Genomic DNA, 14,742 nt, shown 5'->3' on the forward strand with positions numbered 1-14,742 from the left:
TGAGACTCTTCCTTAAGCCGTTTTTGCCATAGGAGCAGCGACTTTCTGAGCTGCTTCAGTTTTGGTTTGCTTTTCATACAAAAAGCGCAGTACCGATTGACGATATTTTTGATACGTCGGGTTGTCTGCCAACGCGACTCGGTCACGTGGTCTTGGTAGATCAATCTCAAGAACTTCGCCCACCGTGGCCGCGGGGCCATTGGTCATCATGACGATTTTGTCTGACAGCAATACAGCTTCATCCACATCGTGAGTAATCATGATGACAGTGTTATTCAGCTCTGCCTGAATCTTCATTGTTGCGTCTTGCAAACGTGCACGAGTCAATGCATCCAGTGCACCAAACGGCTCATCCATCAACAACACTTTCGGTTGCAACGCCAGTGCACGAGCAATACCAACGCGCTGCTTCATACCACCTGAAATTTCATCCGGCTTTTTATCTGCTGCATGATCCATTTGAATCAAATTCAGGTAGTGTTCCACCTGCTCTTTAATCCAACTTTTCGATTTACCTTTGGCGATTTGTTTCACCGCTAGCTCAACGTTTTGATACACGGTCAACCAAGGCAATAGAGAATGGTTCTGGAATACAACTGCACGCTCAGGTCCCGGTCCATCAACCTCGCGACCATCCAAAATTACACCGCCATCGGTTGGGTTATGCAGCCCAGCGACAAGGTTTAACACGGTTGACTTACCACAGCCTGAGTGACCGATTAGTGAAATAAACTCGCCTTTTTGGATTTGCAGATTGACGTTTTTCAGTGCCACAAATTCACCTTGTGGCGTCGGGAAACGCATGCCGAGTTGTGATAGATCTAAAAATACTTTTGACATGATATTTCTCCCTTAGCGAAGTTCTTGTTGTTTGTTCCAAGACAGGCGTTTTTGCAGTTTGAGCATGCCTCGATCCAATAACAGACCAATAAAGCCGATAACAAACACCGCGACCATAATTCTGCCCAGTGATGCTGAGCTACCGTTTTGGAATTCGTCCCAAACGAATTTCCCTAACCCTGGGTTTTGCGCCAGCATTTCAGCCGCAATCAGAACCATCCACGCAATACCCAGTGATAAACGTAATCCGGTAAAAATCATTGGAATCGCAGAAGGCAAAACAATAGTACGAATGTGTGCCCACCAAGAGAGGCGCAATACTTTGCTCACGTTGAGCAGGTCTTTGTCCACACTGGTCACACCCACCGCAGTATTGATAAGCGTTGGCCACAAGCTACAAAGCGCAACGGTAAAGAGTGAGTTGACGAACGATTTAGCAAACTTTGGGTCATCACTGACATAAGTCGCACTCACCACCATGGTGACAATAGGTAACCATGCAAGCGGTGATACGGGTTTGAGCAACTGAATAATCGGGTTAAACGCCTGATACATGCCTTGATTTAGCCCCAACACAATGCCAAGCGGAATGGCGATAACAGAAGCCAGCAAAAAGCCTGCGGAAACCGTGACTAAACTGGTACCAATTTGGTCAAAAAAGGTCGGTTTGCCTGTGTATGGACGAATCTTCACTTCTGCGTCTGGATTCTTAGCCAATTTGGTTTGATTGCGTTTTTCTTGCCTCTCAATAAATGCCACTTCTTTCTCTCGTTCCTTAAAGTGCTCATCAACCAAATTGCTGAACTGTGTAAAGGTTTGAACTGGACCCGGCAAGGTGCCTAATGAGGTCTCTACCTGTTTGGCAGCCAAATGCCAGAACATAAGAAAAAAGCAGATTCCGAGCATTGGCCACAAGATCATCTTGCTTTGGCTCACAACTTGAGTGCGACTTGGAATCAGTGAAATAACATTGCTCGACATAGCAAACTCCTTGGCTATCTGTCTTTTAGGGTCTGTCGCCCTAGAACTTCCGTGTATATCTGTTTGCTTGGAGACTCTCAGAGCCTCCAAGCGTGAGGCTTAAACTTTGTCTTTGCCTTTTAAACCAATAGAGAACTTCTCCAGATAGGCATTCGGTTGACGGCCGTCATATACGATGTTGTCGATGAAGTGTTTCTGCGGAGCGCGGAATCCATCCATCTGTTTGAAATCTGGGAAATCCTTCGCCGATAACGTGCCATCTTCAATCAAAGACTGAGCAGCTTGTTGATAGATGTCTGGGCGATACACTTCTTTGGCGATGCTCATGTACCAATCATCAGACTGCTGCTCTGGAATTTGTCCCCAACGACGCATCTGAGTGAGGTACCAAATCGCATCGCTGTAGTACGGATAAGTGGCGTTATGACGGAAGAAAACGTTGAAATCAGGTACATCGCGCTTATCTCCTTTTTCGTACTCAAAGGTACCTGTCATAGAGTTGGCAATGACTTCTGCATCTGCACCCACATACTGACTTTTCGCCAAAAGTTTTACCGCTTCTTGTCGGTTAGCATTGTTGCCTTCATCTAACCAATACGCTGCACGAATCAAAGCTCGCACCACTCGCAGATGGGTGTTTGGGTATTTATCTGCCCATGCTTTAGACACACCGAAAACTTTCTCTGGGTTGTTTTTCCAGATCTCGTAGTCCGTCACCACTGGAACGCCGATACCTTTGAACACCGCCTGCTGGTTCCATGGTTCGCCTACGCAATAGCCCTGAATTGTGCCCGCTTCCATAGTGGATGGCATTTGTGGAGGAGGAGTGACACTTAACAGCACATCGGCTTTTAGCTGACCGCTGTTATCACCTGTCGTTGGAGCGTAATAACCCGGATTGATACCACCCGCAGCTAACCAATAACGCAGTTCGTAGTTATGAGTGGAGACAGGAAATACCATCCCCATGTTGAACGACTTACCTTCGTCACGATACTTAGAGATAACAGGCTTCAAAGCGTCTGCTTTAATCGGGTGAGCAATTTTCCCGTCACTTTCTTTCGCAAGGAATGGCTTCATTTGCTCCCAAGTGTTATTGGAGACAGTAATCGCATTACCGTTCAAATCCATGCTAAATGCCGTCACTACTTCTGCTTTGGTGCCAATGCCAATGGTTGCGCCGAGAGGCTGGCCAGCCAGCATATGTGCACCATCCAATTCACCATCTATCACTCGGTCTAACAGAACTTTCCAGTTCGCTTGCGCTTCTAACGTGACGTATAAGCCTTCATCTTCGAAATAGCCTTGCTCGTAGGCCACCGCGAGGGGTGCCATATCAGTCAGCTTAATAAATCCGAACTTAAGATCTTCAATTTCCGGCTCACCAATTTCTGCATGAGCAGTGGCACTGAGCAGTGAAGCTGAAGTTGCAAGTGAAGCGCCGAGCACTAAAGTGCGCATCCATGGCTTGATATATTGCATCGCAATACTCCCTTTCCTTATAACGAATCCCAAAACACAAAAAAGGCGCTACTGCCCGATTGAGCAGTAGCGCCTTTGCTATTTCTTTCATCACCGCCGTTGATGATGTCAGAAGTCATACTTTAAATTTATCTACAAATAGTAATCCAATTTGTATGCCATCTTTTATATTTAATATTTTTCAATCACTTAACTTAAAACATTTAGATTTATACTAATTACACTGCATTTCTAAGTGCAACCTGCACCAAATCAACAATTTTCTTCTACCCCCAAAGTATTAATTACCATTGATACTATCGAAGGTATGAATCACGTTCTTCGCAACTTGCGCCATAGATAAACTGGATTGCATCGCAGAGCTTCTTAATACGCGATAAGCGTTTTCTTCATCGATAGCATGCATCCTCATCAGCAATCCTTTGGCTTTTTCAATCCACTTTCTCTCTTCCAATTTTGCCGTCAACAGTTGTATTTCTTGTTGCAACGCAACGCTTTGATCACGAACCTGAATTGAATAATCAATCCAAGGTTTGAGATCAAATGAAGAATCAAAAGGAAGAATAACGAAATCATTAGACTGAGGTAGTCTATTGATATCATTTGAATTTAGCTGTTTAAGAATAACAAGAAGTGGGATTTTCTTGCTCTTGCAAAACTCAACTATCAGGCGTAACTCCGCCGTTGGCTGACGCCAAGAGACCACCACAATTGAGCTGCTTTCACGCCCAACCATCTTCTCTAACTGTACAAGCTGACAAGCTAATATATGGTCGTAATGCAGCGCCAATTTGGCGCTGATATCTGCTTGGTCACTAATACTGTCACTACATACAATGACTGGCTGAGATACTGTTGAAGGTGACATAACCATTCCCTGTTTGATCGAACCCTATAATCAATTGAGCAAGGAATGTACCAATCTAATTAATTAAAATTTAATTCAATAAAAACAAATAATTAGAATAATTCATTTAAAATAATTACCACTTTATGAGTATATCGAAATAAGCAAAACACAGATTAATGATTGAGTACGTGCGCTTTCCAGAACATATACGCGGTTTCATACGCCTTTTCTCTATCATGGGACTGCGCAAACAGCACAGCTGCCATGGTCGAAACCACGGTATTTGCCATCATCTGCAGGTCTTCTTGTGGCGTATTCATCGGGCAGTTTGCTACCGTCTCAATTTCTGAAACGTACTGTTCTGGCCAATAAAAAGACTCTACGCCTGAAGGCTGGCTTAGCCAAACTGTCTGGCTGACTTTAGGGTTGTATTCCGATTCCCCAGACACCCCTTTAAATGAGATAACCGAGTGTGACGTTTTACCGATGACATGTTCGACTTCTGCATGCAGCTGTTGGAAACCGGGATGAAAACTACCGCGAATACCAATCTTGCCTCCACCGGGATTGAGCGCTCGAACAACAGTATTAATGGGAGTTCTTAACCCATAGCGGTTTTTCCAACTGATCATTAACTCTGCTTGTGGCGCGAAAGCATTCAGAGGCAAATAAGCAATGCTTCCTGTCTGCAAGAGCAGTTGTGCGTGTTCCGTGTTTGACGCCATAGGAATGCCGAGTGCGGGCAGATAGTCTTCAGCATGTTCACGTGAAGCTGGCTTATCGTTATAACCATGAAGCAGCACTTTAAAACCGTTATCGGCGAGGATTTTTGCCGCCAACAGATGCCAAGGTTTACCAGCGGTTGCACGTTTTCCCGCATAGCATGGCCAGTCGATATCTGCCCCAAGATTAGGAACACGCGATTGGAATGCTTTTACAAAACCAGCGATTTCGTCATTGGTTTCATTTTGGACTCGAATCAGCATTAAAAGCATCGCCATTTGATCATCATCGCACTCGCCATTGAGGTACTCATCCATCACCTGAAATGCTTGATCAAATGTGAGCGGTTTTCGTCCTCGATCCCCTCGTCCTACTGTTCGAATACACTCTTTTATTATGCTCATGACAACCTCATCGCTTACAAATAAAGCTTATAGATGCGCAGACTCCGTTTGAAAACGTGTCGCTTGTGCGGTTTGAATTAACTGTTCTCTAAGCTTGACCACATCGCCCATAATAATCAATGCAGGACTTAGTCCTTTTAGATCATTTGCTGTTTGTGTGAGCTGATGAAGCTCAAAGGTAACAACCGTTTGATTAACGGAGCAGCCTTGTCCAACCACAGCAACCGGAGTGTCCGCCGATAGACCATGCTGAATTAATCCTTCTTGTATCGAACTTGCATTCTCCAGTCCCATATAAAAAACCAGAGTTTGACCGCTAGCCACCAGACCCGCCCATGCAGGAAGAGCTCCGGTGACCACTTGACCTGTAATCAGTGTAACACTGCGAGAGACTTGTCTATGCGTCAAAGGGATCAGAGCGCTTGAAGAGCAACCGATAGCAGCAGTAATCCCCGGAATCACTTGATAAGCGATATTGTGCTTAACCAATTCCAGTGCTTCTTCCCCCCCACGGCCGAAAATGAACGGATCGCCACCTTTTAAACGCACAACTTGCAGTCCTTTTTGGGCAAACTCTACCAGCAAGCGGTTGGTTTCCTCCTGTTTAAGGCTTGGCAATCCACACCGTTTACCCACATAGACCATTTCTGCATCGGGATTAACAAGGTCGAGTATCTCGCGTCCAACTAAGCGGTCATACACCACAACATCCGCGGTTTGAATGACTTTCAATGCTTTCACCGTTAATAAATCAGGGTCGTTTGGTCCTGCACCAACCAGATAGACAAAACCTTGTTTTCCATTCGAAGGACTGCGGCGCGACAAATTAGGTGTATCACAATAATGGCGCTCATGAACCGTGAAGCTTTCTCGTGTTTGAGCAGTCGTATTTGATCTCATTTTCATAGCAAATTCCTTATGCCTTGCTCACAGCAATCGTCTGATAGCTTTTAAGAATTTTGTTGACTTCCGGAAGGCATGAACCGCAATTCGAGCCACATTTAAGTTTGGATTGGAGTTGATTTAACGATACACACCCGTCCTCTTCTATGGCGGTTTGAATCTGCTTATCAGTCACTCTAAAACAGCTGCATACCAACTGGCTTTGCGCCTTTTCTCCCGCAATCGAGATAATAGAGCTCAAGCTTAGTGGCTTGCCGATTAAGGCTGTGATTGCCGTGTAATCTTGCTCCAGTGGTTGCGGAGAAATGAGCAATACACCCGTAACCGTCATCTGCTGTTGATTACCAGTTTGACGGCCTATCACCATCATCCAGCCTTGAGGCAGATCCCAACGGAAAACCTTTTCTCCTTGGCCGACAGAAAACATCGATTTATCCAATTTAGTAAGGTTGGCAAAACGTGTAACAGCAGCATTGTCATCCAGTTGATAGCTACTGTAATCGCAACTAGGTAAAACTCTTTCCTGCCCAACATAGATGCCATAACTTTGCATCTGCACGGCAGCAATATGCACGTTTGAAGATTTGAATGCAGGCTGACCTGAAATAGGGTCGACCACACTTGAAACCGTTCGGTTAACTTGAGACTGTCCACCATAACGCCCCGCCCAATGCATCGACATAAATAGCTGTTTACCGCTGAGCCCGTCATCAAATTTCACCTTGGCAAAAATACACGAATCGGATTCATCTGAGATGCCGCGTATCGCAGCGCAATAACCCTCTTGTAGTCCTATGGTTTCTGCGCTGAGTTTGTTGACGTAAATTGTTGGCTCAACTTCTCCCGCAGCGAGTTTTGCGATATGACCTGTTCGCGTCATGGTATGCCACTGATCACGCAATCTACCGGTGTTGAGCCACCAGCCATTCATCACCGTCGAAGGTGCGGTTACCGCAACAAATTGAGCTTTACCCGAAGGGGTAGAAAACACGCCATCATGGTAAGGCGCTTCTTTTTCTAACGGCCACTGCGTCGGTTGCCAGTTCGCATACTCTTCATCGCTTATAGAAGCGAATTTAGAGAGATCGAACAGATAATTTGAGTTAGTGTTAATGGCACTAAGACCCGCGAACTCACGAAAAACAGCCGCTTCACTGTCGAACTCAAATCCAGATTCACAGTTCAACTTTGTGCACAGTTTTTTCCCTACTTGAGTCACCGCCCACCAATCAGGTTTTGCTTCTCCCGGTGCCGGTAGAAACGCGCGCTGACGAGACATACGACGCTCAGAGTTCGTCACCATCCCCTGTTTTTCGCCCCAACCTGCGGCTGGTAACACAAGGTCAGCGTACTCTGCCACATCACTTTGTTCAGTAATGTCAGACACCACCACAAAGTCACAACCTTTCAATGCTCGGCGAACTTGGTCGCTATTCGGTAACGAAACAACGGGGTTGGTTGCCATAATCCACAGCACCTTGATTTTCCCTGCTTCGACAGCTTCAAAAAGTTCAACAGCCTTGAGGCCCGGTTTGGCGGCAATCGATGGTGATTGCCAATACTCTTTGACCAAACGTACCGATTCAGTGTCAAAACCACGATGTACCGCGAGCTGGTTTGCTAGCCCACCGACTTCTCTACCGCCCATCGCATTCGGTTGCCCGGTAAGGGAGAATGGCCCACATCCTTGTTTGCCGATTTTTCCGCTGGCAAGGTGTGCATTGATAATTGCGTTGGCTTTATCGACACCAGATTCAGACTGATTGATACCCTGACAAAACAGAGTCAATGCTTTTGCTTTATGGCTAAACCAGCGATAGAAAGTCGTCACTTCATTAAGGGTTAAGTTTAAAGCGCGAGCCACATTTTCTAACCGGTATTGCTCCGACTTCACTTCTTCTACCTGCTCAGAAAAGCCTTCTGTTGAAGCATCAATGAAACCTTCATCCAACGCATTCTGGTCTATCAGAAAGCGGAGCAAACCGTTGTACAGCAAGACGTCACCATCATTTTCGATTGCAAGGTGCAAGTCTGCCTGTTCAGCGGTGACGGTTCTTCTTGGGTCAATGACCACCAGTTTCAAATCAGGATTGTTTTCACGTGCTTGTTGAATACGCCTAAACAGTACTGGGTGAGTCCATGCGGTATTGGCACCAATCAAAACAAGTAAATCAGCATGAGCAATGTCTGCGTAATTTACCGGAACGACATCTTCTCCAAAAGCGCGCACATGTGCCGCCACAGCAGAGGACATGCAAAGTCGTGAATTGGTATCTATATTTGCACTACCTACATACCCCTTCATTAACTTGTTCGCCACGTAGTAATCTTCAGTCAGTATTTGCCCCGAAACATACATAGCCACAGAGTCTGGACCGTGCATCTGTATTGCTTGATGGATTCTTTGCGCTATCTCATTACTCGCCTGATCCCAAGAAATCTCTTTTCCTTGCATCTTGGGATAAAGGAGACGGGATGGCATTGCTAAGCTCTCTTTTAATGCTGAGCCTTTGACACATAGAGCGCCCTGATTGGCAGGATGTTGCTTGTCACCCACAATTGAATCTTTATTTGCCACCACACCACAGCCGACACCGCAGTATGGGCATGTCGTTTGAATTTTGTTTACTGCCATCATCACTTCCTTATGACAAATAAAAAGACGCCTTACTTCTCAGGGAAGTAAGGCGTCTTTGCCTATAACGGTTAACTTGTGCAAGTTAACTTTAATCAGATTTGCTTAGACTTGTTATAGCAATACGAATGCCAACAAAAATATCACTATAAATCATAATGTTAACTAATTGAAGTTCGCTGATTACGCACTAACAGTGTGCAAGCCTGCGCCAAACAGTAACGAACACACTAACCCCAAAGAAGTATCCACCTTGTTGTTGCTTACGACTTATTCCAAAATTAACTGTGGGCCTTTATAGCCAAATTCTTTAGTCGCAAAACTGACATAGTCATCAAAGTAATCTTGCGTTAAGTCAATGAGCTCAAACACTAGGTTATCATTCTGATCTGGTTGAATGGCACGAATCAAATCTGTCACATCGATATCAATCCATTGCCCTTGTGCCTCTTTACCTAAATAAGTCGGGGGAGACTCTTTGATCATCGTCACTTTAGGGAATGTACTATAGGTTGTGTTGTGCTCATTCCAATCGGCTGTGTTGACTAATCTTGCGACGATTGAGCGCTCGAGTGCTCCATCACTTCTGATGCCCCGAACAAACAATCTTAGGGTTGCTTTACTTACTAGTTGGTTGTTAACTCTTGATAAATCATACCGAATTAGACTTTGGCGCTTATGATCCGCTGTACCATTTTTCAGTTGCATGTAACCAAGTAAGCCGTATTGGGTTGTTGCGTTAGCACCACCTTGAACAAACACGTCCTCAACTGGTAAGTAAGTCGTATACGCCTTAGACGCTTTAGGATCATCTATTGCGTAGTAATCCTGAATTGATTCAAACTCAAATGAAACACTACTGCCCGCTTGTTCACCACCCGGTGTTACAATCCGTTGAGTTTTCGCCACACCGTTGGCCGTAATTGTAATGTTGATACCTCTATAGGCTATAGCCGGAGTGGACACTGTTACCTTCGTATTAATACCACTTCTATCCAGCATCACAATACATGTAGAATCGACCTTCAGTTTAAATTCTGGAGATACTTCTAACTCACTAGCAACGAAGAATACTGCACTAATAATGTTTTTTCCCGTATCTTCAACAGCATGAATTCCCCTTGTGTTGGACAGTACTTTGACCGGTATATTCTGTTGGTACTCAGACGTTTTCTGGACATCTATGTTCGGCAAAATAATATATTGATACGACTTGTCCTTAGGTTCAGAACCATGCGGGATAGTTAAAGTAAAGACATCTTTGCTTATTGAAGTACCATCAACATTAGTAGCGTTCCGTTTTTTAATCACCGCATATCGATCTAAGTTATCCCAGAAAACATAACCTACGCCGTCATGGTGTATCCAAGGATAAGCAGAGACATTGTGATTATCCATGACTAAGTTGTCTCTGTTGCTTAACGTTACTGGTCCTTTCAATGCTGTTTGGTTGATGGTTGTAAATACAGGTTCTAAATGTGTTGAACTAATGCCAGACCCAAGTACAACAATCTGTTCACCAAAACTGAACCAAGACTTATTGGCGTATAAATAATCCCGAACAGTCGTTGATGGAGTCCAAACATACTGCTGAGTTGGACCGCTACCCACGACACGGTATGCACTCATATTTATAGATGCGGTTGTAACACCTACTTTGCCGTTTGTAGCTCCTCCATAAAATTCCATATTACGCAAAGTATCTGAATCATATGTTGGTGCCTGAGGATATTCCGGTGTAGTAACACCAGGGATTTTAGTAAAATCGAGAACAGAATTAAGACTCTCATATTCCTTACCCGTTTGAATTAACGACGTACCGCCAAGTCCTAACCAAAATTTCAAATACGCTTCGTTATTGGTGTCAGCTTCTGGTAAGGCACGCATTGAGTCCATTTTAATGCCAAACATGAAATTATCTGTCGCTGTCACCGTTGAATCAGCAAGCAAGAACTGTTTAAAGCCATTCAATCCGGTATTTTGGTTGTTATATACTTGGCCCTTGTAGGCTATCGCCTCGTCGTAACGAGTGGGGAAAAGTGCTGCGACCATATCCATACTAGTAGGTAAGTTGCTTATACTTGCTCCAGACTGAGTCGTTTCAATTTGCTGACTAATTTCGCCACTGACTACATCTGAGCCGAACTGTTCAAAGCTCTGCATCCAACGTATACCGTCAAGCAGAATGCTCGCTAAAATTTGAGCACTGTACTCACTGAACTTCCAAGGAAGGTCTTTTACGTTGTACGCCCAACGCAAGATGGAATAAAAAGTCTCTTCACCAGTTTTTCCACTATGCAATTGTTGACTCAAAAATGCCGACCAATCAGGTGATTCACTATCCATCGCCGTATCTAGTATTATCTGAGCTAACTCTTCAAAACCAGTACTCAAGAGAGATTCTTGCTGACTCAACAGACCGTAATATATGCTAGTAACCGCTTCATCAACTCGATTTAAGCCCTGTTGGTGCTTGCTACGTGCATTAGCGAGGAGACTGATAACTTGTTGCTTTAAGTCTACCTGTAAACCATCACTCAATAAGAAGGCAACCTTTGCCAGTGAGTGGAACTCTCCGTAATCACTCCACCATCCTGTCATAACCGGTTTGGTGATTAACCAGAAATTTAAAGCCTTGTTTGCAACCAGCTTATATTGTTGATTGTTAGTTTTACGAAACGCAGCGGCGATTGTTTCCAACCTTTTTAAATGCTGCTCTGCTGGCCATCGATAGTTATTTGTTCGCTCATAATCTATATCCAACCAACGACCATCCGCTTGTAAGCCGAAAATAAGCTCCGATGCCAAAGCGTCTAAACTCTTAGATTGAGCTTGCGCACTTCCTTCTTCTGCTGAAACAAGATCCTTCGAGATTCTAGTAAGCAGTGTGCCTAAATCTGTAACGGCCTGAGTTTCAAGAGTCTGCACATCAGCGTTATTGGGAGGAGAATTTTGTGTTGTCGCTTCAGTACCCGTTCCTGTTGTTACTGGTTCTACTGTTGGTGGAATTTCATTTGGGAGGCTGTTTCCCGTTGTTTCTGTTTCAGTCACAACACCAGATGAAGTGCTGTCCTGAGGTCCTTGTTCGGTACTTAAAGGTTGGTCTGGCGCAGAGGGATTACTCTCTGGAAGCTGTGTCGTGCCTTGAGTATCTGTTCCCGTTGTCACGACCTCTGAGATCTGCAGAGTCTCGTTTGGAAGGCTATTTCCCGTTGTTTCTGTCTCAGTCACAACACCAGATGAAGTGCTGTCCTGAGGTCCTTGTTCGGTACTTAAAGGTTGGTCTAGCGCAGGGGGATTACTCACTGGAAGCTGCATCGTACCTTGAGTATCTGTTCCCGTTGTCACGACCTCTGAGATCTGCAGAGTCTCATTTGGGAGCTGATTTTCCGCTATTGGCGTCTCACTTGCCACTTCTAAAGTTGGCATTATCGCGTTTACGGGTGCTGATTCTTGAGGCTGATTCGAATTGCTAATATCAATTTCGGTGATTGACGGCGAACCTAGAATGCTAGGCACCTGTAATCCTACTTCGGGAGTCTGTTTGTTGTTACTTGGTTCACTTGCATTAGGATCTACCGTTTCATCTGACACTGCAGATATAGGATTTTCTCCACTAACAAGTCCGAGATCTGCTTCTAGCGTTTTAACAGCGCTATGGTTAAAAGCATCAACCGCCCTTTCCAAAACCGGATGAGATTGAACAAGTTGCTGATGTGTAAATGGGGTTTCAGCTTCGGGCATGACGCTAGCTAAGCTATGAGACAGAGCTTGAAGCTTTTTATTTTCTTGCTTGTTGAGGAAATTTAACAGCTCCTGCTCGCTAACCTCACCAATGATTGCCGCAATCGTCGCAGTCGCTTGTTCAAAAGCTAAACCTTCCGCTTCTTGCTTGGAGTAGAGTAGATGTGAAACTGGTGAGATCCTTTGAATCCCTGCAGGCGCTACCATCAAATAAGATTTGCTGACTTTCTCACCTGTTGTTTTGTTTATTGTGCGATTTTTTATTGCTGATGCAATTAGTGAATACGCTTGAGGTACATTATCGAGCGCAGCTACATCTAATAATGCGTTACCAGTAGAATCTGTGTATGAGTTAGGTTCTCCAGCATCTAATTGATAGTTGTTATTCAAATCCAACCAAACAAGTGCATCTTGAAGATGTTCATCGGCCACTTCAGCCTGATAAACAGTGGCTTCGGTTTTGTTATCCGTTCCAGAAGAATCTTCACCACCGCAGCCAACAATGGCTCCAATAGACATGGCGAGAATAGATAGTCTAAGTGATTTCACAATAGCTCCTTATCAAAACACAATCAGTGCAACTTTTTGCACTAAGATCACATTCCGAAGAGGGTATTGAGTCGCCTAGCATGCGTAAACTTATGAACTAATTTGCATCGGCGCAGTTCTAGTTATTTAAGTTTAATTGTTTAAAAACAGGAACCTATTCGCAAATACTTTAAAATCAGTCTCGATGAAAAGTCATAAAAAAACACCGAACTCTTTCGAATTCGGTGTTTAGTGGTAATTGCCTGATCAGCGAATCAGTATTAACCGATATGAGTCGCGCCACCCATGTACTTCTGAAGCACTGTAGGAATTTCGATGCGACCATCTGCAAGTTGGTTATTCTCAAGAATTGCAACCATTGTACGGCCAACCGCTAGACCAGAACCATTTAGTGTGTGCACAAGTTCAGGTTTCTTCTCGCCTTTACGACGGAAGCGCGCTTGCATACGACGAGCTTGGAAATCCCACATGTTTGAACATGAAGAAATCTCACGGTAAGTCTGTTGTGCTGGAACCCAAACTTCTAAATCGTAAGTTTTACGAGAACCGAAGCCCATGTCACCTGTACATAGCACGACTTTACGATATGGAAGCTCAAGAAGCTGTAATACTTTCTCAGCGTGACCCGTTAATTCTTCTAGCGCTGCCATAGAATCTTCAGGCTTAGTGATTTGTACTAGCTCAACTTTGTCGAACTGGTGCATACGAATCAAACCACGAGTATCACGACCATATGAACCAGCTTCAGAACGGAAACATGGTGTGTGAGCTGTCATCTTCAACGGAAGATCAGCTTCATCAGTGATGGTGTCACGCACTAGGTTTGTTACAGGCACTTCCGCAGTTGGAATCAATGAAAGCTTACGAGGCTCTTCATCGTTCACTTTTTCAGTTAGCGGCTCAGTGTGGAACAAGTCTTGACCGAACTTAGGAAGCTGACCTGTACCAAATAGGCTGTCTGCATTCACTAGGTAAGGAACGTACATCTCAGTGTAGCCATGCTGTTCTGTATGCAGATCTAGCATGAACTGCGCAATTGCGCGGTGTAGACGCGCAAACTGTCCTTTCATTACGATAAAACGTGCACCAGTAATTTTAGTTGCACTCGCAAAATCTAAACCATCACCCATTTCGCCAAGGTCTACGTGATCTTTTAATTCAAAGTCGTAAGTCTTTGGCTCGCCCCAACGCGCAACTTCTACGTTGTCGTTTTCATCTTTACCGTCTGGCACAGAATCATCTGGGATATTTGGTAGTGTTTGTGTAATCGCATCTAGCTGAGCTTGAACTTGGTCCAATTCAACTTTTTTAGCATCAAGGTCGTCACCCAATGTACCGATCTGCTTTTTGATCTCTTCAGCGCCTTCTTTATCACCTTTAGACATCAATTGACCGATTTGCTTAGAGATCGAGTTACGCGAGGATTGTAAATTTTCAACTTCTACTTGAATGGACTTACGTTGTTCTTCAAGTGTACGAATTGTATCGACGTCGAGTTTAAAACCGCGACGTGCCAGTTTTGCAGCTGTTTCATCCAGCTCTGTACGAAGTAATTTAGAATCCAGCATTGTTAATCCTATGCTTTTGAGTATCGAAAAGACGTAAGTGCTTGCTTTTTAAGCAAGCCATAC

9 protein-coding genes are annotated in these 14,742 nt (G+C 44.4%); all 9 read right to left on the reverse strand.

From position 1 onward, the window contains the following. Positions 1–12: 12 nt before the first annotated feature. Complete coding sequence (locus AAGA51_RS09570) at positions 13–840, reverse strand: ABC transporter ATP-binding protein (RefSeq protein WP_042481893.1); 828 nt, start codon at positions 838–840, stop codon at positions 13–15. A gap of 12 nt (positions 841–852) precedes the next feature. Next, positions 853–1,821: an ABC transporter permease gene (locus AAGA51_RS09575; RefSeq protein ID WP_042481891.1), complete on the reverse strand. Its 969-nt coding sequence runs from the start codon at positions 1,819–1,821 to the stop codon at positions 853–855. 99 nt (positions 1,822–1,920) lie between these two features. Next, a complete protein-coding gene (locus AAGA51_RS09580) occupies positions 1,921–3,303 on the reverse strand; it encodes a CmpA/NrtA family ABC transporter substrate-binding protein (RefSeq protein ID WP_042481889.1) in 1,383 nt (460 codons plus the stop codon). Between the two features lie 280 nt (positions 3,304–3,583). Further along, entirely contained in the window at positions 3,584–4,171 is a 588-nt protein-coding gene (locus tag AAGA51_RS09585; RefSeq protein WP_042481886.1) for an ANTAR domain-containing response regulator, read from the reverse strand. A gap of 155 nt (positions 4,172–4,326) precedes the next feature. Next, positions 4,327–5,280: a glycosyl transferase family protein gene (locus AAGA51_RS09590; protein WP_042481883.1), complete on the reverse strand. Its 954-nt coding sequence runs from the start codon at positions 5,278–5,280 to the stop codon at positions 4,327–4,329. Positions 5,281–5,307: 27 nt separating this feature from the next. Beyond that, positions 5,308–6,180, reverse strand: coding sequence for a uroporphyrinogen-III C-methyltransferase (gene cobA / locus AAGA51_RS09595; RefSeq protein ID WP_081878668.1), 873 nt, complete (start codon positions 6,178–6,180; stop codon positions 5,308–5,310). A 16-nt stretch (positions 6,181–6,196) separates the two neighbouring features. Next, positions 6,197–8,818 (reverse strand): nitrate reductase, encoded by a 2,622-nt coding sequence (locus AAGA51_RS09600; RefSeq protein ID WP_042481876.1) that lies wholly within the window; start codon positions 8,816–8,818, stop codon positions 6,197–6,199. A 270-nt stretch (positions 8,819–9,088) separates the two neighbouring features. Continuing rightward, on the reverse strand, positions 9,089–13,111 hold the full coding sequence (locus AAGA51_RS09605) for a polysaccharide lyase family 8 super-sandwich domain-containing protein (protein ID WP_042481873.1): 4,023 nt from the start codon (positions 13,109–13,111) through the stop codon (positions 9,089–9,091). A 260-nt stretch (positions 13,112–13,371) separates the two neighbouring features. Beyond that, positions 13,372–14,679 carry a serine--tRNA ligase gene (serS, locus tag AAGA51_RS09610; protein ID WP_042481870.1) on the reverse strand — a complete coding sequence of 436 codons (1,308 nt, stop codon included), beginning with the start codon at positions 14,677–14,679 and terminating at the stop codon, positions 13,372–13,374. Positions 14,680–14,742: the final 63 nt, after the last annotated feature.

It is taken from the genome of Vibrio diazotrophicus, assembly GCF_038452265.1.
In the GTDB taxonomy this organism is placed as follows: Bacteria; Pseudomonadota; Gammaproteobacteria; order Enterobacterales; family Vibrionaceae; genus Vibrio; species Vibrio diazotrophicus.